The 22095-nt window shown below is 66.5% G+C and carries 22 protein-coding genes; 7 read left to right on the top strand and 15 right to left on the bottom strand.

What is annotated here, in order from left to right:
* Positions 1 to 39: 39 nt before the first annotated feature.
* Positions 40 to 639 (top strand): NAD(P)H:quinone oxidoreductase, encoded by a 600-nt coding sequence (gene wrbA, locus ACLD02_RS11980; RefSeq protein ID WP_203105060.1) that lies wholly within the window; start codon positions 40 to 42, stop codon positions 637 to 639.
* Between the two features lie 154 nt (positions 640 to 793).
* Here wrbA and ACLD02_RS11975 read toward each other — a convergent pair whose 3' ends face one another.
* From ACLD02_RS11975 to ACLD02_RS11965, 3 genes are all read right to left on the bottom strand, one after another.
* The gene (locus ACLD02_RS11975; protein ID WP_410298798.1) at positions 794 to 1420 is read right to left on the bottom strand and encodes a GNAT family N-acetyltransferase; all 627 of its coding nucleotides are present in this window, start codon (positions 1418 to 1420) and stop codon (positions 794 to 796) included.
* The gene (locus tag ACLD02_RS11970; protein WP_203105058.1) at positions 1417 to 1686 is read right to left on the bottom strand and encodes a hypothetical protein; all 270 of its coding nucleotides are present in this window, start codon (positions 1684 to 1686) and stop codon (positions 1417 to 1419) included. The genes ACLD02_RS11975 and ACLD02_RS11970 overlap by 4 nt, the downstream gene beginning before the upstream one ends.
* 76 nt (positions 1687 to 1762) lie before the next feature.
* Positions 1763 to 2785, bottom strand: a complete 1023-nt coding sequence (locus ACLD02_RS11965) for a YeiH family protein (RefSeq protein WP_410298797.1) — start codon at positions 2783 to 2785, stop codon at positions 1763 to 1765.
* A gap of 92 nt (positions 2786 to 2877) precedes the next feature.
* Here ACLD02_RS11965 and ACLD02_RS11960 point away from each other — a divergent pair, with 92 nt between their 5' ends.
* Positions 2878 to 3759, top strand: a complete 882-nt coding sequence (locus ACLD02_RS11960; RefSeq protein ID WP_203105056.1) for a LysR substrate-binding domain-containing protein — start codon at positions 2878 to 2880, stop codon at positions 3757 to 3759.
* On the opposite strand, the gene ACLD02_RS11955 is transcribed toward ACLD02_RS11960, so the two are convergent.
* On the bottom strand, positions 3741 to 4292 hold the full coding sequence (locus tag ACLD02_RS11955; protein ID WP_203105055.1) for a hypothetical protein: 552 nt from the start codon (positions 4290 to 4292) through the stop codon (positions 3741 to 3743). The two genes, ACLD02_RS11960 and ACLD02_RS11955, sit on opposite strands and share 19 nt — an antisense overlap.
* A 391-nt stretch (positions 4293 to 4683) precedes the next feature.
* Positions 4684 to 7434 carry an aconitate hydratase AcnA gene (gene acnA, locus ACLD02_RS11950; protein ID WP_338015226.1) on the bottom strand — a complete coding sequence of 917 codons (2751 nt, stop codon included), beginning with the start codon at positions 7432 to 7434 and terminating at the stop codon, positions 4684 to 4686.
* 260 nt (positions 7435 to 7694) lie between these two features.
* Here acnA and ACLD02_RS11945 point away from each other — a divergent pair, with 260 nt between their 5' ends.
* From ACLD02_RS11945 to ACLD02_RS11930, 4 genes are read left to right on the top strand one after another with little or no spacing between them, the layout of a single operon-like run.
* Positions 7695 to 8381, top strand: a complete 687-nt coding sequence (locus tag ACLD02_RS11945; protein WP_410298796.1) for a hypothetical protein — start codon at positions 7695 to 7697, stop codon at positions 8379 to 8381.
* Positions 8382 to 8426: 45 nt separating this feature from the next.
* On the top strand, positions 8427 to 8900 hold the full coding sequence (locus ACLD02_RS11940; RefSeq protein ID WP_410298795.1) for a PH domain-containing protein: 474 nt from the start codon (positions 8427 to 8429) through the stop codon (positions 8898 to 8900).
* Positions 8890 to 10377, top strand: coding sequence for a PH domain-containing protein (locus tag ACLD02_RS11935; protein WP_203105051.1), 1488 nt, complete (start codon positions 8890 to 8892; stop codon positions 10375 to 10377). The genes ACLD02_RS11940 and ACLD02_RS11935 overlap by 11 nt, the downstream gene beginning before the upstream one ends.
* Positions 10378 to 10380: 3 nt before the next feature.
* A complete protein-coding gene (locus ACLD02_RS11930; RefSeq protein WP_410298794.1) occupies positions 10381 to 11118 on the top strand; it encodes a TerC family protein in 738 nt (245 codons plus the stop codon).
* Here ACLD02_RS11930 and hpaR read toward each other — a convergent pair.
* From hpaR to ACLD02_RS11885, 9 genes are all read right to left on the bottom strand, one after another.
* Positions 11115 to 11543, bottom strand: coding sequence for a homoprotocatechuate degradation operon regulator HpaR (hpaR, locus tag ACLD02_RS11925; RefSeq protein WP_410298793.1), 429 nt, complete (start codon positions 11541 to 11543; stop codon positions 11115 to 11117). The genes ACLD02_RS11930 and hpaR overlap by 4 nt on opposite strands.
* Before the next feature lie 35 nt (positions 11544 to 11578).
* Positions 11579 to 13048: an NAD-dependent succinate-semialdehyde dehydrogenase gene (locus ACLD02_RS11920; protein ID WP_410298792.1), complete on the bottom strand. Its 1470-nt coding sequence runs from the start codon at positions 13046 to 13048 to the stop codon at positions 11579 to 11581.
* A gap of 29 nt (positions 13049 to 13077) precedes the next feature.
* The gene (hpaI, locus tag ACLD02_RS11915) at positions 13078 to 13881 is read right to left on the bottom strand and encodes a 4-hydroxy-2-oxoheptanedioate aldolase (protein ID WP_410298791.1); all 804 of its coding nucleotides are present in this window, start codon (positions 13879 to 13881) and stop codon (positions 13078 to 13080) included.
* Positions 13882 to 13891: 10 nt separating this feature from the next.
* Positions 13892 to 14695 carry a 2-oxo-hept-4-ene-1,7-dioate hydratase gene (gene hpaH / locus ACLD02_RS11910; RefSeq protein ID WP_410298790.1) on the bottom strand — a complete coding sequence of 268 codons (804 nt, stop codon included), beginning with the start codon at positions 14693 to 14695 and terminating at the stop codon, positions 13892 to 13894.
* A complete protein-coding gene (locus ACLD02_RS11905; RefSeq protein WP_410298789.1) occupies positions 14695 to 15084 on the bottom strand; it encodes a 5-carboxymethyl-2-hydroxymuconate Delta-isomerase in 390 nt (129 codons plus the stop codon). Before ACLD02_RS11905 ends, hpaH begins: the two co-directional genes overlap by 1 nt.
* Positions 15085 to 15145: 61 nt before the next feature.
* Positions 15146 to 16009 (bottom strand): 3,4-dihydroxyphenylacetate 2,3-dioxygenase, encoded by an 864-nt coding sequence (gene hpaD / locus ACLD02_RS11900; RefSeq protein ID WP_203105045.1) that lies wholly within the window; start codon positions 16007 to 16009, stop codon positions 15146 to 15148.
* A gap of 28 nt (positions 16010 to 16037) precedes the next feature.
* Positions 16038 to 17498, bottom strand: coding sequence for a 5-carboxymethyl-2-hydroxymuconate semialdehyde dehydrogenase (gene hpaE, locus ACLD02_RS11895; protein ID WP_410298788.1), 1461 nt, complete (start codon positions 17496 to 17498; stop codon positions 16038 to 16040).
* Positions 17495 to 18274 (bottom strand): fumarylacetoacetate hydrolase family protein, encoded by a 780-nt coding sequence (locus ACLD02_RS11890; RefSeq protein WP_203105043.1) that lies wholly within the window; start codon positions 18272 to 18274, stop codon positions 17495 to 17497. The genes hpaE and ACLD02_RS11890 overlap by 4 nt, the downstream gene beginning before the upstream one ends.
* A complete protein-coding gene (locus tag ACLD02_RS11885; RefSeq protein ID WP_410298787.1) occupies positions 18271 to 19050 on the bottom strand; it encodes a fumarylacetoacetate hydrolase family protein in 780 nt (259 codons plus the stop codon). Before ACLD02_RS11885 ends, ACLD02_RS11890 begins: the two co-directional genes overlap by 4 nt.
* A 98-nt stretch (positions 19051 to 19148) precedes the next feature.
* Here ACLD02_RS11885 and hpaA point away from each other — a divergent pair, with 98 nt between their 5' ends.
* Complete coding sequence (gene hpaA, locus ACLD02_RS11880) at positions 19149 to 20048, top strand: 4-hydroxyphenylacetate catabolism regulatory protein HpaA (protein ID WP_203105041.1); 900 nt, start codon at positions 19149 to 19151, stop codon at positions 20046 to 20048.
* A gap of 5 nt (positions 20049 to 20053) precedes the next feature.
* Here hpaA and ACLD02_RS11875 read toward each other — a convergent pair whose 3' ends face one another.
* The gene (locus tag ACLD02_RS11875; protein ID WP_410298786.1) at positions 20054 to 21940 is read right to left on the bottom strand and encodes an FAD-binding monooxygenase; all 1887 of its coding nucleotides are present in this window, start codon (positions 21938 to 21940) and stop codon (positions 20054 to 20056) included.
* Between the last annotated feature and the right edge of the window lie 155 nt (positions 21941 to 22095).

Below are 22095 nucleotides of genomic sequence, written 5' to 3'. Positions count from 1 at the left end.
AGTTCTAATCTCTTTCGGAAATGGACGAGGCTTAGAGCGATGAAACGGATTCTGGTGCTGTATTACTCCATGTACGGACACATCGAGTCACTGGCGGACGCCGTGGCCGAGGGCGCCCGTGGCGTGGACGGCGTGGAAGTGACCATCAAGCGGGTGCCGGAAACCATGCCCGAGGACGCGTTCAAGGCGGCCGGCGGCAAGACCGACCAGAACGCTCCGGAAGCCAGTCCGCAGGAACTCAAGGATTACGACGCCGTGATCGTCGGTACGCCCACCCGTTTTGGCAACATGAGCGGTCAGATGCGCACCTTTTGGGATCAGACCGGCGGTCTGTGGGCCCAGGGGGCTCTGGCCGGCAAGGTGGCCAGCGTATTTACTTCCACCGGCACCGGCGGCGGCAAGGAAACCACCATTATTTCCACCTGGCTGACCCTGGCTCACCACGGCTTCATCCTGGTGCCGCTGGGTTACGCGGACCCGGGCCAGGAGCAGAACGATATTAGCGAAACCCACGGTGCCTCGCCCTACGGGGCGGGTACCCTGGCCGGGCCGGACGGCAGCCGTCAGCCCAGTGCCAAGGAATTGTCCCTGGCCCGTTACCAGGGTGAGCAGGTCGCGAAGCTGACCGTGAAACTCTGAGATTTCCTCTCGTGTAAGAACTCATAGCGCTGATTCTTACCCCTTATACCGCCCTCCCCCGGGCGGTTTTTTTTGTTCATCGCGTTTTCGCTCCTACCGCGTGATCCAACCGCCCCCCGCAACATGCGGAGTCGCGCGGGAGGCCGGCGAAGTTTCAGGCCAGGCGCTTGCGCATGCGCCAGCGGGGCAGAGAGACGCCGCGCCGTTGCACGCTCTCCTCGCCGTCCACCTCGAACCCGAGGAAGGTGAAGAAATCCCGTGCCACCAGGCTCGCCTCGGTCACCAATTCGTCGAGCCCCCGTATCCGGGCTTCGTCCTCCAGATGATGATAGAGCAGGGTGGCGATGCCCAGGCGGGCTGCTTCCGGATGCACGTAGACGAAGGTGACGCGCCGTTCCACCAATTGCGCGAAGGCGGCGGGCCGGCCATCCCATTCCGCCACCATGGTCAGACCGTCCGCGAGCGCTTCCTGGAAACCGGGGGTGTCGGCGCCGGCGGCCCAGGCGGCCCGTTGGTTGGCGTCGTAGTGGTCGGCGGCGGTGGTGTGCACGGCGGCCTGAAACACCGCCACCAGAGCGGGACCGTCGGCGGGCTCGAAGGGGCGGATCAGGAAGGGCAGTCCGGGCAGGGCCGCCGGCGCGTCGGGTGAATCGTCGGCATCGTCGACATCGGGGGCATCGGCGGGCGCCGGCGCGCTGGCCGGCTCGGCGGCCCGGCTCGCCGGGGTTGGCTCGGTCGGCGCGGTGGCGCCGGTAAGCCACCGCCACAGGGCGCGGATCATGAGGCGCCGTCCCGCCGCTGTTGTTTCAGGGCCTCCACCTGGCGTTCCAGGGCTTTCAGGTAAGCCTCCTGTTTTTCCAGCAGGGCGTCGGTGGTGGCCTGCTGTTCGCGCAGGGCCTCGGCGCGGTCGCGCAGTTCCGCCTGCTCGCGGCGGGCGGCGTCGCCGGCTTCCTCCGCCGCCGCCCGGGTGGCTCCCTCGTCCCGGGATTCAGCGCCCAGGGCGGGCGCGGCCAGGGCGATCAGCAGCAATGGCCAGAGCAAACGCATGGAAGACTTCCCCCAGGGCTAAAACGTCGAGTCTAGCAGAGGTTCGGTGCCCGGACAGTGCCGCCCGTCGTCGGCGTTAGACCAGGCCGGTGCTCAGGGCGGCGCCGGCCACGGCCAGCAGCATGGCCCACAGCAGGGCACCCAGGGCCAGCGGGCGCCAGCCCGCCTGGCGCAGCAGGCTCAGGTGGGTGCTCAGTCCCAGCCCGGCCATGGCCAGGGTGAGCAGGAGATTGTCCAGGCTGGCCAGGGCCGGGCGCAGGGCGTCCGGCAGCCCGATCAAGCCGTTGACCACCATGGCCAGCGCGAACAGCAGGGCGAACGGCGGCACCGGAACCCGGCGGGCGGTGGCGCCGGCAGCGCCGCCGCGTAGCATCAGCGCCAGGCCCATCAGTACCGGCGCCAGCATCATCACCCGGGCCATCTTCACCAGCAGGGCGGTGTCCAGCAGCGCCGGCGACATGGCCTGGGCCGCCACCAGCACCTGGGCCACCTCCTGCACGGTGGCACCGGTGAACAGGGCATAGTCGGCGGGGTCGCCGAACAACCCGGGCCAGTGATGGAACATCACCGGCAGCAACAGCATGTTGAGGGTGCCGAACACCACCACCGCCGCCACCGCCATGGCGCCGTCCCGGTCACGGCCACGCAGTATCGGCTCGGCGGCCAGCACCGCGGCGGCCCCACAGATGCCGTTGCCGACACCGATCAGCAGGGCGGCGTTGCGTGGCATGCGGAACAGCAGTGGCCCCAGCCAGGCGGCCAGCAGCAGGCTGGCCAGGATCTGCAGCGCGTCCAGCAGCAACACTCCGGGGCCGAGCCGGGCCACCGCGTCCAGCGGAATGCGCAGCCCGTAAAGCACGATGGCGGTTTTCAGCACCGGGCCCTTGAACAGGGCCAGGGCCGGAATGGCCCGTTCACGCCACGGTGCCGGCAGGGGCTGCGCCACCAGCAGGCCGACCAGCAGCGCCAGGGCCAGTGCTCCCAGCCCCCAGGCGTGGGCCAGGGGCGTGGCCGCCAGGCCCATCCCGGCCATCCCGCAGGCCAGGATCAACGCAACGAACGGCCAGTCGGGGCGACGGGGAAGGGCCTGGGTCAGCATGGTCGGGCTCCGTGATGGATTCGAAGCCACTATGGCAATGTGATCGGCTTAAATATATTTAATAAATATAAAGATATAACTAAAATAAACTTATGAATGACACCACCTTGCGCCAGTGGCGCCTGTTTCTCGCCGTGGCCGATAGCGGCAGCGTCGCCGCCGCCGCCCGCCAGGTTGCCCTGACCCAGCCGGCGGTAAGCCAGGCACTGGCCCAGCTTGAGGATCGGTTGGGCGAGCGCCTGTTCGACCGGGTCGGGCGGGGGCTGCACCTGAACGCGGCGGGGCGGCGCCTGCGACCGGAAGCCCGTGCCCTGCTGGAGCAGGCGGCTCGCTGTGAGCGTCTGTTCGAAACGCCGGAGTTGGAAGTGGAGCTATCGGCCACCCATACACTGGGCAATTACTATCTGCCTCCCTTGCTGGCCGATTTCCGGGCCCGCCACCCGGCGGCCCGGGTGCGGCTGGACGTGGTCAACACACGCACCGCCGTGGCCCGCCTGCTGGCCCTGGAAACCGAACTGGCGCTGGTGGAGGGGCCGGTGTCCCATCGCCTGCTGGCGGTACGGCGCTGGCGGGATGACACCCTGGTGCGGGTGGCGGCTCCGTCGCTGGCGGCGGTCCTGGGGCCGGATCCGGCATCCTGGCCCTGGGTCATGCGCGAACCGGGCTCGGGAACCCGGGCGGTGATCGAGGCGCGCCTGGGCGAGGCGTTTCCGCCCGCCGAGCGCCTGCTGCAACTGGGGGCCGGGGAGGCGGTGCGCCAGGCGTTGCTGGCCGGCGCGGGGGTGGGCTACGTGAGCCTGATCGCCGCCGCCCGGGCTCTCGAAGACGGTCGTTTGGCGCGGGTGCCAGGGGCCGGCGCGGAGCTGCGCCGGCCGCTGTATCTTCTGCGTCACCGGCGGCGCTCGCCGGGGGAGGGGGAGCGGGCGCTGGAGACGCTGCTACTGGAGGGGGCGGCTCAGGGGTCGAGTCCGTAACGGCGCAGGACATGGCGGTTGCGGTTCGCCCAATGCTGGTAGCGTTGGCGCAATTCCTGGTCGTCGGGCACCGGCGCGCCGACCCATTGGCAGCGCTGAATCACCGCGCGTTTGAAGGCGCCGAAGCCGCCGTAGCGGCGAATCGAAAACCATCGCTTGCGGCCCCGGTTGGCGGTTACCGAGAAGTTGCCGCCGAGGGGCTTGTCGCGGAAGGTCACGGTGACGCCCACCAGGCCGAAGGGATTGCGGGTATTTTCCGCCGGGTCGTCCTGGTCGTCGCTGGCGTACAGCATCAACGGGCGACGGTCGCCCATGGCGGCGCGTACCGCCGGGTCCTGGATGGCTTGGTCGCGCCATTGGCGGGCCTGCTCCAGGGCCGCCGCCTTGCTGCCGTAGCGGCGGTCGCGGAAGGAGCGGCGCCGTTGCCGGCGGCGGCCGTGGCCGTCCAGCCAGGGGACCGCGCACCACCAGAACTCGCCGGTGTGATTACGATAGATGTACAAAAAGGAGTGCACGCGGGGTGCTCTTTTCATGGGCTGATTCATGATTCCGACTTCCGTCCTTGTCCTTTTTTGTTGCTTTAACGCAATACTGGAAATCAGGGTCATTAATGCAGAGCACTCCCTGGAAAGAGGGTTTTCGCTCTTTATATAAAGGCAGAGCGAATCCGGCTCCCGTTTTGAAGGGTCCTTAAAAGTCGGGGAAATCACCAAACAAATTCGCCAAGACGGCAAGATTTATGCGGCTTGCGCAAAGGTGGATCGGGCGGGGTGGCTTGTCTCGCGCGGCTCTGGCGCTTAAAGGAAGCGGAGCTGTATGGGCCCCGGATAGCGCTTTCGCGGGTTTTCCGCCAAAGCGCGATGAACCATGAAAAAAGGGGCGCCGGAGCGCCCCTTGTCGTTGCGGGTGGGGTGAGAAGAGGGATCAGCCCTCCATCATCTGCCGCAGCACATAGTGAAGGATGCCACCGTTCTTGAAGTAGGTGACCTCGGCACCGGTGTCCAGCCGGCTGATGCAGTTCACCCGCTCTTCCTTGCCGCCTTCCTTGCGGAACACTACCTCGATTTCCTGGCCGGGTTTGAGGTCGTTGCCCAGGTTGGGGATGTCCACTTCCTCGCTACCGTCCAGGTTCAGGGTTTTGCGGGTGGTGCCCTCGGGGAACTGCAGCGGCAGCACGCCCATGCCGATCAGGTTGGAGCGGTGAATGCGCTCGTAGCTCTCGGCGATCACCGCACGCACTCCCAGCAGGCGGGTGCCCTTGGCGGCCCAGTCGCGGCTCGAGCCGGTGCCGTATTCCTTGCCGGCCACCACCACGGTGGGGATGCCGTCTTTCTGGTAGCGCATGGCGGCGCCGTAGATGGGCATTTCCTCGCCGCCGGGCAGGTGCTTGGTGTAGCCGCCCTCGATGTCCGGCGTCATTTCGTTGCGAATGCGGATATTGGCGAAGGTGCCGCGCATCATCACCTCGTGGTTGCCGCGCCGGGAGCCGTAGGAGTTGAAGTCGATGGGCTCCACGTCGTGGCCCTGCAGGTAATGCCCGGCGGGGCTGTCCGCCTTGATGGCGCCGGCCGGGGAGATGTGGTCGGTGGTAATGGAATCGCCCAGCATCGCCAGGATGCGAGCGCTCTTCACCGGTTCCACGTCGTCCACTTCCTCGGTGAGGCCATCGAAGAACGGTGGGTTCTGGATGTAGGTGGATTTCGAATTCCATTCGTAGGTTTTGGATTCCGGAATCGGCAGGCTTTTCCAGGTCTCGTCGCCGTCGAACACACTGGCGTATTCTTTACTGAACATCTCCGTGTTCACCGCCACCATGGCATCCTGGATTTCCTTGCTGGAGGGCCACAGATCCTTCAGATAGACCTCGTTGCCGTCCTTGTCGCGGCCGATCGGGTCCTTGTCCATGTTGATGCGCACGGTGCCGGCCAGGGCGAAGGCCACCACCAGCGGCGGCGAGGCCAGCCAGTTGGTACGCACGCTCTGGTGAATCCGGCCCTCGAAGTTACGGTTGCCGGACAGCACCGAGGCCACGGTGAGGTCGCCCTCGGCGATGGCCTTGTCGATTTCGTCGGGCAGCGGCCCGGAATTGCCGATGCAGGTGGTACAGCCGTAGCCCACCAGGTCATAGCCGATCTGGTCCAGGTACTCCTGCAGACCGGCCTTGGCCAGGTAGTCGGTGACCACCTTGGAGCCCGGTGCCAGGGAGGTTTTTACCCAGGGTTTGCGGGTCAGTCCCTTCTCCACCGCCTTTTTGGCCACCAGGCCGGCGGCCAGCATGACGCTGGGGTTGGAGGTGTTGGTGCAGGAGGTGATGGCGGCGATCACCACGTCGCCATGGTCGAGATGGAAGGTCTGGCCGTCCATGGTCACCTCCACGCCGGAGCTCGGTTCGTGGTTGCCCACGGCGGTCTGGCCGCCTTCGCCCTCAAGCTTGGCGATTTCGCTGTCGTCCTTGTCCAGCTGCTCGGTGATGATGTCGGTAATGGTCTGCTTGATGCCGGTGAGCGGCACCCGGTCCTGGGGCCGTTTGGGGCCGGCCAGGCTGGGAACCACCTCGCCCAGGTCCAGCTCCAGGGTGTCGCTGAAAGCCGGCTCCGGGCTGTCGTTGTAGCGCCACAGCCCCTGCTGTTTACAGTAGGCTTCCACCAGCGCGATGTCCTGCTTGGGCCGACCGGTGAGTTCCAGGTATTCGATGGTGCGTTCGTCGATGGGGAAGAAGGCGCAGGTGGAGCCGAATTCCGGTGACATGTTGCCCATGGTGGCGCGGTCCGCCAGGCTCAGATCCGCCAGGCCCTCGCCGAAGAATTCCACGAACTTGCCGACCACGCCGCGCTGGCGGAGCATTTCGGTGACGGTAAGCACCAGGTCGGTGGCGGTGACGCCCTCGCGCAGCTTGCCGGTCATCTTGAAGCCCACTACTTCGGGGATCAGCATCGCCACAGGCTGGCCGAGCATGGCCGCTTCCGCCTCGATGCCGCCCACGCCCCAGCCGAGCACGCCCAGGCCGTTGATCATGGTGGTGTGGGAGTCGGTGCCCACCAGGGTGTCGGGGTAGGCGAAGGTCTTGCCGTCGTCGGTGTCGCTGGACCACACACCGCGGCCCAGGTACTCCAGGTTCACCTGGTGGCAGATGCCGGTGCCCGGTGGCACCACGCGGAAGTTATTGAAGGCTTTCTGACCCCAGCGCAGGAACTGATAGCGCTCCTTGTTACGCTCGTATTCCTTCTCCACGTTCTGCTCGAACGCCTGCGGGTTGCCGAACTTGTCCACCATCACCGAGTGGTCGATGACCAGATCCACCGGCGCCAGCGGATTGATCCGCTCCGGGTCGCCGCCGGCCTTGGCGATGGCGTCGCGCATGGCCGCCAGATCCACCACGCCGGGCACGCCGGTGAAGTCCTGCATCAGCACGCGGGCCGGGCGGTAGTTGATCTCCCGGTCGGAGGCGCGCTTCTCGGGCCATCGCACCAGCGCCTCGATATCCTCGGCGGTGACGGTGTCGCCGTCTTCGTGGCGGAGCAGGTTTTCGAGAAGAACCTTGAGGGTAAAGGGAAGCTTGCTGAGATCACCCCAGCCCTTGTCGGCGACGGCGTTAAGATCGAAGTAATGATAGGTCTTGCCGCCGACGTCCAGGGTCTTGGCGCTGTTCAGGGTGTCCTGGCCAATCCGTGTCACTGCGCACCTCCTTAGTTGGCGAGTCGTTCGCTTGGGGGGTTGTAACTCCATGATAGTACGCCCTTATGGCGGGCACATGAACCAGCCCGGCGGGCCGTCGCGCCTATCGCCGCGATGGTCCCGGTCGATGCCGCGGCCAGGTCCGCCCTGGCCTGGCGGCGCCCGCCGGCGACCTGCCTGGACGGCGCGGTTTTACACCTTTTCGCAAAGTGGCCCGGTGAGCCGCGTTAGGCTGCGCGCAAACAGCGAGGAGGGAACCCATGTTCGACTGGATTTCACAACACCAGAAAGTACTGAGCGTGATGATCAGCTTCGGCACCCTGCTGATCTGGCTGGTCTATGCTCAGTTGCTGTACCAGAGCTACCGCCGCCAGCGGCGGCCGCGCATCGTCATCAACCGGGGCAAGCATCGCAGCGTCAACGCCCTGTGCCTGATCAGCAACATGAGCGCGGAATCGGTGTTCGTGGAGCACATCGTGGCGCGGCTGGAAACCGACCGGGGAGTGTTGCGCGCCGACGTCACCGAGTTGGAACAGGATTACGAGCAGGGCGACGAAGACCGCCAGCAGCGTCACGGCACGGCCCCGGATTCATTACGCGACAGCACCCGGCAGGGGCCGTTGGCGCCCGGCGAATTCCTGCATATCGGCGCTTTCGGGGATGTCATCGAGCGGGTCTGCCGGGCCCGGGGCGTGTCCCTGGAAGCGGGTGACGGCGACGAGCGCATCGTGCGGGCCCGGGCCCTGACCATCCAGGTGGTGGCGATCTACGGTTCCGACGATCTGCCGATCGGCGTGGAGCGGCGCTTCCTGATCCACGAAACCAAGCGGGGCCATCTGCTGGTGCCGGACACCTGGGACAGCAAACGCCTGGCCAGCCGGCGCCAGCGGCGGCGCCTGCGTGACCTCATGGAAGAGCTGCGCAAGGAACAGTTGGCCGGGGATTGAGGAATCCGTTGTAATGGGGCTTTTGTGGAACAAGGGGGAAACACGATGCGGTTCGAGGCCGTGCATCCGGGCACCGTGGCGGTATGGCGAGTGCAGTCGCTGGTCGCGATCGCCGTGGCGTTGCTGGCGCTGGCGGCGTTGTTCGCGCCGCTGCTGGCCGGCGGCGCCCTGGCCATGGCGGCGTTGATCGCCTGGCTGGTGGCGCTGTTGGTGCTGGCGGCGCTGGGCTGGTGGTTGCCGGAGGCCTGGTACCGGCGCCTGCGGTATTGTCTGGATGAACGGGGCCTGAGCGTGGAGCGGGGGCTGCTGTGGCGCCACCGCATTACCGTGCCCCGGGTGCGGGTGCAGCATTCCGATGTCAGCCAGGGGCCGCTGCAGCGTATCTTCGGCGTGGCCACCCTGCGTTTGTACACCGCCGGTAGCCGTTTCACCGTGACCACCTTGCCGGGCCTGGAGCACGACACCGCCCTGGCGCTGCGTGAAAGGCTGCTCCGCGAGGGCGATGGCGATGCGGTATGAGAATGGCCACCCGGTGCCGGAACAGCGCCTGCATCCGCTGAGCTGGGTGTTCCACCTGGTCGGTGGGCTGGGTGCCTTGATCCCCCTGGGCATCGCCGCCGCCCTGGGCGCCGAGTGGGGGGGCGCCTTGTGGATGCTGGTGCCGCTGCTGTTGCTCGGCCCTCTGGCCGGGCTCTGGCACCAGTGGGTGTATCGCTACGATTACGGCCCGGACGGGCTGCTGATCCGCGAGGGGCTGGTGTTCCGCAACCTGCGCCAGATCGACTACCGGCGCATTGAGAACATCGATACCGAGCGCACCATATTGCACCGCTTGCTGGGCGTGGCCGACGTCAAGGTGGAGACTTCCAGCGGCGGTGGCGCGGAGGCCACCATCCGGGTGTTGTCGGTGGCCGGCGCCCGGGCATTGAGCGAGGCGGTGTTCGCCCGCCGCCGGGCCCTGGGTGACGAGGAGCGCCAGGAGCACGAAGATGATCCGTCCGCTGACGCGGTTGCCTCGCCGCTGCTGCGGCTGCCGGTCAGTGAACTGATCCTCATGGGGCTGATCGACAACCGTAATCTGTTCTGGCTGGGGGCGGTGATCGGTTCGCTGTTCCAGGTGGCCGGGGTGGAGACCCTGGAGCGGCTGTTTGGCCCCGCGCTGCGCGATGCCGGGGTGGCCTACGTGAATCAGCTCGGCCTGGCGCTGAAGATTTTTCTGGTGCTGGCTACCCTGGTCGGCGTGCTGGTGGTCGCCAAGCTGCTGTCGGTGATCACCGCCCTGGTGCAGTACCACGATTACACCCTGGATCGGGACGGCGATGACCTGCGGGCCCGCCATGGCCTGTTCACCCGTCGCACGGTGACCCTGCGGGTGCCCCGCATCCAGGTGGTGCACCAGCTGGCCACGCCGCTGCACCGCCTGTTCCGGCGCGTGATGCTGCAGGTGGATCTGGCCGGCGGCGCCGCGGAGCCGGGCCAGAGCGGCGGCGCCCGGCCGCTGGCGCCGATCTGCCGGCCGGATCAGGTGAGTGGCCTGATCGACCGGGCGCTGCCGGGCCTGGATCGCGCCGCCCCGGACTGGCGGCCCCTTTCCTCGCGCACCCGCCGGCGCCTCACCCGCCTGTGGCTGTGGTGCTGGGCGCTGCTGAGCCTGCCGCCGGCGCTGTGGTGGTGGGGCTGGCCGGGGCTGGCGGTGCTGCCCGCCGGCCTGCCGGTGGCCCTGTTGCACGGCCATCTTTACGCCCGCTATACCCGCTGGGCGCTGACCCCGGACCTGCTGCTGTTCCACCGGGGCTGGCTGTGGCGCCGGCTGGCGGTGGTGCCGCGCAATCGTATTCAGACCGTGCGCCTGGCCCGCAATCCGTTCGACCGGCGCTACCGCATGACCGAGTTGGAAATCGACACCGCCGGTGGCGGCCTGGCCAAGCGCCGGGTGCGGCTGGCCTACCTGGACCGTGATGTCGCCGCCCGGCTCGCCGGGTCGCTATTGGAGTAAGCCATGCTGGAATGGATCACTTCGCCGGAGGCGTGGATCGCCCTGGCCACCCTGACCGCGCTCGAGATCGTGCTGGGCATCGACAACATCATCTTTCTGTCGATTCTGGTGGACCGGCTGCCGGAGAAGCAGCGCCCCAAGGCGCGCCTTATCGGCCTGTCCATGGCCATGGTGATGCGGCTGTTGTTGCTGGCGTCCCTGGCCTGGCTCACCAAACTCACCGCCGATTTGTTCACCGTGCTCGGGCAGGGCATCTCCGGGCGCGATCTGGTGCTGATCCTGGGCGGGCTGTTCCTGCTCGCCAAGTCGGTGCTGGAGATTCACCATTCCATCGAGGACGCCGGCGAGGCGCCGCAGCTCGCCAAGGCGAAGGCCGGCGCCTCGTTCATGGTGATCCTGATTCAGATCGCGGTGCTGGACATGGTGTTCTCGCTGGACTCGGTGATCACCGCCGTGGGCATGGCCAACCACCTGGAAGTGATGGTGATCGCGGTGATCATCGCGGTGGGCTTCATGATGGTGTTCGCCAACGCCATCGGCCGCTTCATCACCGAGCACCCGACCCTGAAGATGCTGGCGCTGTCGTTCCTGGTGCTGGTGGGCACGGCGCTGATCGCCGACGGCCTGGAATTCCACATTCCCAAGGGCTACATCTACTTCGCCATGGCGTTCAGCTTCGGCGTCGAGATGCTCAACCTGCGCTTGCGCGCCAAGCGCAAGGCGGTCACCAGGAGCCGCTAGGGCTCCACGCGTTGCAGCTGGTCGAGCAGGCCCATCAGGGTTTTGTAGTTGTCGGCGCCGAGCTGGCGCTTGATGCGACGATACTGCCTGTGCATATCGTCGCTCATGGCGTCGAACAGCCGATGGCCTTGCTCGGTGAGCGACACGCACAGGCGGCGTTGATCGTTGGCCGGCTTCCAGCGTTTCACGTAGCCGGTTTTCTCCAGGCGCACCAGCACGCCGGTGAGGCTGGGCCGCAGAATGCAGGCGATCTCCGCCAGTTCCCGGCTTTCCAGCTGGTGCTCGGGCACTTCCTTGAGAATGCGGATCACGCGCCATTGCTGTTCGGTGAGGCCGTGCTCGTTGAGCAGCGGGCGGAAAAAGCCCATGGCGGCCTCGCGGGCCTGAAGCAGGGCCACGGTCAAAGAAGGCGTGGGTTTGGCCATGCGTACGGAATGCTCCTTGGGTACGGCGCGGCGGCTCACGGGTCCGCCACGCACAGATACTTCAATTCCAGATAATCATCGATACCGTGGCGCGAGCCTTCGCGGCCCAACCCGGATTCCTTGATGCCGCCGAAGGGGGCCAGTTCGGTCGAGATGATACCTTCGTTGACGCCGACCATGCCATATTCCAGCGCCTCCGCCACCCGCCAGGCACGCCCCGGATCGCCGCTGTAAAGATAGGCCGCCAGGCCCGAAGGGGTGTCGTTGGCCAGGGCCACGGCTTCCGCTTCGTCGTGGAAACGGAACACCGGCGCCAGGGGGCCGAAGGTTTCCTCCCGGGCCACGCGCATGGCCGGCGTCACTTCGCTGATCACCGTGGGCTGGAAAAAGCCGCCGCCCAGTTCGTGGGGGCCGCCGCCGCACAGCAGCCGGGCGCCGCCCTGAATGGCGTCGTCCACATGGCCGCGCACCTTGGTGAGCGCGCCGGCGTGGATCAGCGGGCCCTGTTGCGCGTGGGCGTCGCTGGCCGGGCCCACCTTGAGCGCGGCCACCGCCCGCGCCAGCTTTTCGCAGAAAGCATCGTGGATGCCGTCCTGCACCAGAAAGCGGTTGGTGCACACGCAGGTCTGGCCGCTGTTGCGGAATTTCGACGCCAGGGCGCCGTCCACGGCGGCGTCCAGGTTGGCGTCGTCGAACACGATGAAGGGCGCGTTGCCGCCCAGTTCCAGGCTCAGTTTTTTCACCGTGTCGGCGCATTGCGCCATGAGCAGTTTGCCCACCGCCGTGGAACCGGTGAACGACAGCTTGCGCACCCGCCGGTCGCCGGTGAGGCGGGCGCCGATGGCGGCGGCGTCACGCCCCGGCACCACATTGAACACCCCGGCGGGCAGGCCGGCGCGCCGCGCCAGCTCGGCCAGGGCCAGCGCCGACAGCGGCGTTTCCGGGTCCGGCTTGAGCACCAGGGTGCAGCCCGCCGCCAGGGCCGGGCCGGCCTTGCGGGTGACCATGGCACAGGGGAAATTCCAGGGGGTGATGGCCGCCACCACGCCCACCGGCTGTTTCAGGGTGACCAGTCGCCGCCCGGGTCGGTCGCCGGCCAGCAACTCGCCGTTGACGCGCTTGGCTTCCTCGGCGAACCATTCGATGAAGCTGGCGGCGTAGTCGATCTCGCCCCGGCTTTCCGCCAGCGGCTTGCCCTGTTCGCGGCTCAGCAGCCGGGCCAGGTCTTCCTTGTGCTCGACCATCAGATCGAACCAGCGGCGCAGCAGCCGCGAACGTTCCTTGGCGGGCCGTTGGCGCCAGGCGGGCAGAGCGCGGGCGGCGGCGTCGATGGCGCGGTCGGTGTCCGTGGCGCCGGCGTCCGCCACCTCGATGATCAGGCTCTGGTCCGCCGGGTCGCGCACCGGGAAGCGGGCGCCGCCGTCGGCGTCGAGCCATTGGCCGTCGATACAGGCCTGGTCGCGCAGCAGGCCGGTGTCGGCCAGGGCCAGGGGAGAGTCGGTCATGGCGATTCCTTGATGACGTCGGGCGCCGGTCAGTAAACGGAGGGGCCGGCGGGGGCCGGGGCGGCATCGCCCTTGAATTCGGCGGCCAGGCCCTTGAGGGCGCCCATCAGCAGGCTGGTGTCCACGCCCACCGCCACGAACAGGCAGCCCAGTTCCAGGTAGCGCCTTGCCAGGTCCCGGTTGGCGTTGAGAATGCCGGCGGCCTTGCCGGCCCGGCGTATACGGGCGATGGCGTCCTCGATGGCGGCCTGCACATCCGGGTGCGCCGGGTTGCCCCGGTGCCCCAGGGAGGCGCTCAGGTCCGCCGGCCCGATGAAGACCCCGTCCACGCCGTCCACGGCGGCGATCTCGTCCAGGTTGTTCAGGGCCTCGGAGCTCTCGATCTGCACCAGCAGGCACATCTGATCATCGGCCTGGTCCAGGTAGCCGGGCACGCTGTTCCAGCGCGATGCCCGGGCCAGGGCGCTGCCCACGCCGCGCACGCCGCCCGGCGGGTAGCGCATGGCACGCACCAGCCCGCGGGCCTGGTCGGCGCTGTCCACCATGGGCACCAGCAGGGTCTGGGCGCCGATGTCCAGGTACTGCTTGATCAAGGCGGTGTCGCCCACCGGCGGGCGCAGTACCGGCTGGGCCGGGTAGGGCGCCACCGCCTGGAGTTGCGCCAGCAGGGTGCGCAGGTCGTTGGGCGCGTGCTCGCCGTCCATCAGCAGCCAGTCGAAGCCGGCGTTGGCGGCCAGCTCCGCGCAATAGGCGTCGCACAGCCCCAGCCACAGGCCGATTTGCGGGCGACCCCGGGCGAGCGCCTGTTTGAAAGTGTTGACGGGCATCTCCATCTGTCTGTCCTTAGACGAACCGGCAGGCGATGGCGCCCAGGTCGTCGTAATCCACGTGGAAGGTGTCGCCGGGGCGTACCGCCACCGGCCGGGTGAAGGAACCGCCCAGGATCAGCTGGCCCGCTTCCAGGCCCACATCGTAGGGTGCCAGGCGGTTGGCCAGCCAGGCCACGCCCTTGGCCGGGTGGTTGAGCACGGCGGCGGCGACGCCGGATTCCTCGATCACGCCGTTGCGGTAGAGGATCGCGGAAACCCGGCGCAGGTCCAGGTCCATGGGCCGGATCGGGCGGCCGCCCATCACCACGCCGGCGTTGGCGGCGTTGTCGGAGATGGTGTCGAACACCTTGCGGGTGACGCCGCTTTCCTCGTCCACCTGCTGGATGCGCGCATCAATGATTTCCAGCGCCGGAATCACGTACTCGGTGGCGTCGAACACATCGAAGATGGTGCAGTTCGGTCCCTTGAGCGGCTTGCCGAGGATGAACGCCAGCTCCACTTCCAGGCGTGGCACGATAAAGCGATCGATGGGAATGTCGGTGCCCTCGTCGAACAGCATGTCATCGAGCAGGGCGCCGTAATCCGGCTCGCTGATGTTCGACGATACCTGCATGGCCCGTGACGTGAGGCCGATCTTGTGGCCGATCAGCTTACGGCCATCGGCGATTTTCTTTTCCACCCAGGCGCGCTGGATGGCGTAGGCGTCCTCGATGGTGATGTCCGGCTGGTCCAGGGAGAACTGGCGGACCTGCGTGCGTTGCCGCTCGGCGTCGTCGAGCCGTTGCGCGGCCTGGCGGATGAAAGCATCGTCGAGCATCAGCGCTCCCCCTTGAGAAAGGCGTGGATGTTGTTGTGTTTGAAGTTGAGATCCGGGTCCAGCTCGGTCATCTCGAAGGACACCGCCAGCAGGCGTTTTTCCTGCAGCGGCGCGAAGTGGGCCTTGATCGCCTCGAACAGGGTTTCGGCGACCGCTTTGCGGGTTTCCAGGTCGCGGCCACTGCCCACTTTCAGGCTCATATGGACGAAGGCGTAGTCGTGCTCGCCGTCGGCGATGCGGTAGGTATCGTGGCGGATGGCGCGGCTGCGGATGCCGCCCAGCGGGAATACACCGGACTCACCGAGCACCCGGTGCACGGTTTCGAACAGGGCGGGGAAGTCGGTTTCGCCTTCCAGGTTGGCGCTGTATTCGGCGATGAAATGGGGCATGAGAGTTCTCCTTAATGATGATCGTGGCGTTCCGCTTTAGCCGCGATGGGCCGCGAAGGGTTCACCAGGGCAGCGGAAAGACGGCATTGATCTGCCCGGTGCCGGAGCTGGCGTACAGATCGGTGAGCACTTCCACCGGCCGGTCGTAGTCCTCGCCGCCAAGCAGCCCCAGCAGCATGGCGGTGTCGTGCATGCCGCCCTCGCCGTAACAGTGTTCGGCGTAGTCCGGCAGCATGGCGCAGAATTCCTTGAAGCGGCCCTGCTTCCACAGCTCCACCACGCGCAGATCCATCTGCCGGTCGAACTCGCGGCTCCATTTGTGCAGGTTCTGGTCGGCCAACCGGTCGTCGGAGAAGCGGTGCGACAGGGAGCCGGACGCCAGCACCGCCACCTTGCGGTCGCTGGCCTCGATGGCGCGGCGCACGGCGGCGCCGAAGGTGAAGCTGTCCTCCAGCCGGTGCCAGGCGCACCAGGACGCCACCGACACCACCTTCAAATGCTGTTCCCGGGGCACGTCCATGTGCATGTAGCGCATCGGCACCAGGGTGCCGTACTCCAGGTGCAGGCTGGGAATATTGTGAGCCCGGGTGCGCACGTCGGCGGCGTTGGCCTGCTCGGCGATGAGTTCGCCCAGGTCCGGGGCGCCGTCGTACTGGTAGTGCATGTCCTTGATAAAGTGGGGCAGCTCGTTGCTGGTGTAGATGCCCTCGAACCGTTCACCGCAATTGATGTGGTAGCCGCTGTTGACCAGCCAGTGCACGTCGAACACCAGGGCGGTGTCGGCGCCCAGCTCGCGGGCGCGGCGGCCGATTTCCTTGTGGCCGTCGATGGCCGCCTGCCGGCACCCCTGATGGGGCCCCGGCAGTTCGGACAGATACATGGACGGCACGTGGCAGATCTTGGCGGCGAGAACGACCTCTCCCATTGTTTTTCTCCTTATCGCCGTGCCGGGGTCAGACGCCCCAGCGCGGAATGTGATGGTGGCCCATGGCGACGCAGACGTTCTTCACCTCGGTGAACACCTCGAAACTGTATTCACCGCCCTCGCGGCCGGTGCCGGATTGCTTGATGCCACCGAACGGCTGGCGCAGGTCGCGCACGTTCTGGCTGTTGATGAACACCATGCCCGCCTCGATGCCGCGCGCCACCCGGTGGGCCTTGGCCAGGTTCTCGGTCCAGACGTAGGAGGCCAGGCCGTACTGCACGTCGTTGGCCAGTTCCAGGGCGTGGACCTCGTCGGTGAACTTGCCCAGGCACACCACCGGGCCGAAGATTTCCTCCTGGCAAATGCGCATTTTGTTGTCCACGTCGGCGAACACCGTGGGCTGGATGAACTGGCCGTTGGCGACCCGGTCGGGCAAACCCTCGGGACGCTCCAGGCCACCGGCCACCAGTTTGGCGCCTTCCTCGATGCCGATGCGGATGTAGCCGGTGACTTTTTCGTAGTGCTGCCGGGTGATCATGGAGCCCACCTGCGTGTCCGGGTTTTCCGGATCGCCCACCTTCAGTTTTTTGGCCCGTTCGGCGAACTTCTTCACGAACTCGTCGTAGACGCTTTCCTGAATGAAGATGCGGCTACCGGCGGTGCAGCGCTCGCCGTTCAGCGAGAAGATGGTGAACAGGGCGGCGTCCAGGGCGCGATCCAGATCCGCGTCCTCGAACACCAGCACCGGCGACTTGCCGCCCAGTTCCATGGAGTATTTCTTCATGCCGCCGTTCTGAACGATCTTGCGGCCGGTGGCGGTGCCGCCGGTGAAGGACACGGCGCGCACGTCCGGGTGGCGCACCAGGGCGTCGCCGGCGGTGGACCCGTAACCCTGAATCACGTTGAACACGCCGTCCGGGATGCCCGCCTCCTTGGTCAGCTTGCCCAGCTCGGCGGCGGTCATCGGCGACAGCTCGGACATCTTGAGCACGGCGGTGTTGCCCAGCGCCAGGCAGGGGGCGGTCTTCCAGGTGGCGGTCATGAACGGCACGTTCCACGGCGACACCAATGCGCACACTCCCACCGGCTGGTGCAGGGTGTAGTTGAGCATCTGGTCATCCACCGGGTAGGTGTGGCCGTTCATGCGCGTGCAGACTTCGGCGAAAAAGTTGAAGTTGTGCGAGGCGCGGGGGATCAGCACGTTCCTGGTCTGGTGGATCGGCAGGCCGGTATCCAGGGTCTCCAGTTCCGCCAGGCGTGGCACGTTTTCGTCGATCAGCTCGCCGAGGCGGCGCATCAGCCGGGCCCGTTCCTTGGCCGGGGTGTTGGCCCAGCCGGGAAAGGCGGCCTTGGCGGCGGCCACCGCTTCGTTTACTTCCTTCTCGGTGCCGCTGGCCACCGGGCCGATCACTTCGCCGGTGGCCGGGTTGATGTTGTCGAACGTTTCCGGGCTTTCCACTTCCCGGCCGTTAATCCAATGCTTGATCACGATGACTGCTCCTTCGCGTTCTTGAAGAATTCACTTTCGCTGAGCATGGTGTTGCGCAGCCGACCAATGCCCTCGATCTCCACGTCCACCACGTCGCCGGGTTGCACGTCCGCCATGCCCTTGGGCGTGCCGGTGGCGATCATGTCGCCGGGCTGCAGGGTCATGAAGCCGGACAGGTATTCGATCAGGAAGGGCACGTCGAAAATCATGTCGGCGGTGCTGCCTTCCTGTTTCAGTTCGCCGTTGATGTAGGTGCGCAGGGTCAGGTTGTTGGGCTCCGGAACCTGGCTCCTGTCGATGATCCAGGGGCCCACCGGGGTGGTGCTGTCACGGTTTTTCACGCGCAGGTTGGGCCGGTAGTAATTTTCCAGGTAGTCGCGGATGGCGTAGTCGTTGCACAGGGTGTAGCCGGCCACGTACTCCAGGGCGTCGGCGCGGCTGACGTTACGCGCGGTCTTGCCGATCACCGCCACCAGCTCGCACTCGTAGTGCATGTAATCCACGTTGTCCGGGCGCCAGCTGTAACCGTCGTGGCCGGTGTAGGCGTTGGGCGCCTTGACGAACACCAGGGGTTCCTTGGGTGCCGATTTGAAGCTCAGTTCGGCGGCGTGGTCGGCGTAGTTGAGGCCCAGAGCGAACATGGTGCCGGTGGCCGGCGGCAGCCAGGTCACCTGGCCGGCATCGAGCGGCGTGCCGTCGGCCAGCAGGATATCGCCGTCGTCGTTGACGGTGACGTCGAGCACTTCGCCGTTATGCCGGATGCGAGCGTGTTTCATGAGCGGTCTCCTTCCCGGGGGGCGCCTTCTTCCGTCACGAACGACACCAGAGTGCCGACCCGGTCGATTTCCACCGCCACTTCGTCGCCGGGCTGGACGTCCACACGGCCCGCCGGCACGCCGGCGATCAGCACGTCGCCTTCGTGCAGGGTCATGAATTCGCTGAGCTCGGCGATCAGGCGCGCCACCGGGCGCACGAAATTGGCGGTATTGCCTTCCTGTTTGAGTTCGCCGTTAACGGACAGCCGCACGGCCAGGCCAGCCGGGTCGCCCACTTCGTCGGCGCTGGTTACCCAGGGGCCCAGCGGGCAGAAGCCGTCCCGGCATTTGGCCTTCACCGCTGGCCGGTAGTAGCTGTCTTCGGGCAGGCTGAACTCGTTGACCACGGTGTAGCCGGCCACGTAATCCAGGGCATCCGCTTCGCGGACGCGGCTGGCGCTTTTACCGATCACCACGCCCAGGGATGGGCCCGGTTGCAGACGCTCTCCGGCGGGCCGCGACACTGCCCGTTGATGTCCGTTACGGGTGTTCGGAGTCTTGATGAACAGCACCGGTCTTGTCGGCGGCTTTTCGTAGGGGGGATGGTTGAAGCTGTCCAGGTGGGACTCCAGCAAGGCCCGGTCATTGAGAGCGATGCCGAACACGGTGCCGGACACCGGCGGCAGCCAGCGCAGGCGGTCGGTGCCGACCAGGTCGCCGTTGGCGCGACGCAGGCCATCGTCGTCGACCGTGACGGCGACCGGGTCGCCGTTGATTTCCACGAGAGCGTGGCGCATGGGAACTCCTGTTTGTTCTTTGCTGGATTTTGTACATTAAGATGTTAATGAATTCAAGCGGCCGGCGCGATCGGTTATGCTGGGTTCCGGAGAGCCCTATGAAGAACAATGAACCGATTCCCAACATCAACATCGGCCAGGTGTACGATCAGCGCTACGCCGATGCCGAGGTGCACTACGACGCCCTGGGACCGATGGCGGATTTCTTTGGCCGCAACATGCCGGCCCATCGCCACGATCGTTTTTTCCAGGTGCACTTCGTCAAAAGCGGTTTGGTGCGCGTCTACCTGGACGAACGCCAGCATCACCAGCACGGGCCCCTGTTCTTTCTTACGCCGCCCACGGTGACCCATGCTTTCGTGACCCAGGCGGACGCCGACGGCCACGTGCTCACCGTGCGCCAGCAGCTGGTTTGGAGCCTGCTGGAGGAAAGTGGTGATCTCGCCGATCCCACCGAAGTGCGGCCGCTGTGCGTGGCCCGCGCGCAATTGGAACCGCACCGGCACGCCGAACTGGAGCGCCTGGAGCGGTTGTTCGACGCGCTCGGCGACGAAGCCGCCAGCGACGGCCCCGGGCGTGAAGTGGCGGTGCGCAGCCTGGCGCGGCTGATCTTCATCCGTCTGTTCCGGTTGTCCTCCAGTGCGTTGCCGTCGCAGCCGGCCCGCCATGAGGACCTGGCGGTGTTTCAGCGTTTCCAGATGCTGATCGAGGACCACCACGCGCATCATTGGACGCTCTCCCAGTATGCCGAGGCCCTGGATATCACCGAGAACCGGCTTAACGAGATCTGCCGGCGCACCGCCGGCAAGCCCAGCAAGCGGCTGGTGTTCGACCGGCGGGTCCAGGAGGCGCGGCGGCTGCTGATCTTCACCACCGCTTCCATCAACGAGATCGGCTACCGCCTGGGTTTCAACGATCCGGCCTACTTTTCCCGCTTCTTCACCCGTGAGACGGGCATGACGCCGGGGCGCTATCGCCGCCACAACCGGCGCGGCTGATCGTCTCAGCCCGGGCGTCGGGTATTGGCCTCGAAGAACGCCGCCAGTTCATCCACCGCCTCGAACGGCAGCACCTGGGACACATAGTGGTCCGGGCGCACCACGATCACGGCGCCGCCACGGTCGACGCCGCGCGCCTCGAAGATGTCGCGCTCCGGGTCGATGGCGTAAACCTTTTCGTAGTCGGTGAGCTGGAAGGGGCCCACCCGGGGTTGGAACAGCGGCGGAATGGACGGGCCGAACTCCACTTCGCCGTGGGGTTGCTGATAGATCACCTTGATGTCGAACAGGCTGTCCAGATCGGCGCCGTCCGGGGTAAAGCGCGCCACCGGCGAGGCGGCGGCGTTGAGCATCCATTCCGCCCAGTCGTTCAGCCGTTCGGCGCCGGCGTCGGCGAAGGCATAGATCCGCCAGCGGCCGTCAGCGGTGGCGTGGTGGCCCAGGTGCACATCGTTGCCGTCGCAGACCCGCATCACCGGCGCCGATTTAAAGCGCTTGCCCACCGGGAAACCGGTGGCCAGTGACTGGTGGCGGGTGTCGCCGGTGATCATGGAGGGGCGGTACTCGGTCATGAAGCCGGCGGGAAATTCCGCGGTTTTCACATAGAAGTCCGCCAGTTCCTTGGGGTCCTCGAAGTCCTCGGTGGGCCTGGCCATCAGGCTCGACCACTCGCGGTCGAAGTCGATCAGGTTCTGCGCCACCTCCTGGCGTTCCTCGGAATAGGTGGCCAGCAGTTCCGCCGGCGCCTGGCCGGACAGCACCTGACCCAATTTCCAGGCGATGTTCCAGCCGTCCTGCATGGAGACGTTCATGCCCTGGCCGGCCTTGGCACTGTGGGTATGGCAGGCGTCGCCGGCGATAAAGACGCGCGGCGCATGCCGGCCCTCGTCACCCGGGTCCACGTCGTCGAACTTGTCGGTGACCCGGTGGCCCACCTCGTAGACCGTGTACCAGGCACAGTCCTTCACCTCCAGCGTGTAGGGATGGAGGATGCGGTTGGCCTTGGCCACGGTGGTCTCCAGGGTGGTCTGGCGCACCTGACGGTTATCGTCGGCGGACACCTCGCCCAGGTCCACGTACATGCGGAACAAATGGCCGCCTTCGCGGGGAATGTGCAGGATACTGCCGCCGCTGGCGGACTGGATCGCGCATTTGGTGCGGATGTCCGGGAAGTCGGTGGTGGCGAGTACGTCCATCACGCCCCAGGCGTGGTTGGCCACCTTGCCCACGTGCTGGCGGCCAATGGCCTCGCGCACCTTGCTGTGGGCGCCGTCGCAGCCGACCACGTATTTGGCGCGCACGGTGCGTTCCTCGCCTTCCCGTTCGCCGCTCACATGCCGCAGGGTCACGGTGACCGGGTATTCGGCGGCCCGGTCGATGTCCAGGCCAACAAACTCCAGACCGTAGTCCGGCGTGATGCGCGCCGGGGCGTTGCGGGCAAATTCGGCGAAGTAATCCAGAACCCGGGCCTGATTAACGATCAGATGAGGGAATTCGCTGATCTCGCCGGTGCCGTCATCCAGCGCCACCGAGGCGCGGGTGATGTTGTCCGGGTTGGCCGGGTCCGGGGACCAGAACGCCATTTCCGTGATCCGGTAGGCCTCGTCGGTGATGCGCCCGGCGAAGCCGAATGCCTGGAAAGTCTCCACGCTGCGTGCCTGGATGCCGTCGGCCTGGCCCAGTTTCAGGCGGCCCGGGCGGCGCTCGACAATGCGGGTGGTGACGTTCGGGTATTTAGCCAGTTGCGCGGCGGCGATCATGCCCGCCGGGCCGCTGCCGACGATCAGCACGTCGACGTGCTCGGGCAGGTCCGCGGGACGGTCGATGCCGGTGCCGGCGGCGTCCTCGACGCGGGGGTCGCTGGAAACGTAACCGTGATGATGGAACTGCACTGGGATTTCTCCTTTGTTTTTCTGATCGGCCTTGCCAGCTTCATCGCGACTGAAGTCGCTCCTACGCAATCTCCAAGCCACGGAGGCGACCGTGATGAACCGTTGTTTGCGTTGCTTTTTTCATCATCGGCGAGAGAAGAGGGGAGTCCCAGGTG

Source organism: Alloalcanivorax sp. C16-2 (genome assembly GCF_046507615.1).
In the GTDB taxonomy this organism is placed as follows: domain Bacteria; phylum Pseudomonadota; class Gammaproteobacteria; order Pseudomonadales; family Alcanivoracaceae; genus Alloalcanivorax; species Alloalcanivorax marinus_A.
The sequence above is the reverse complement of the archived record's forward strand: the minus strand, read 5'-3'. Positions and strand labels throughout refer to the sequence as shown.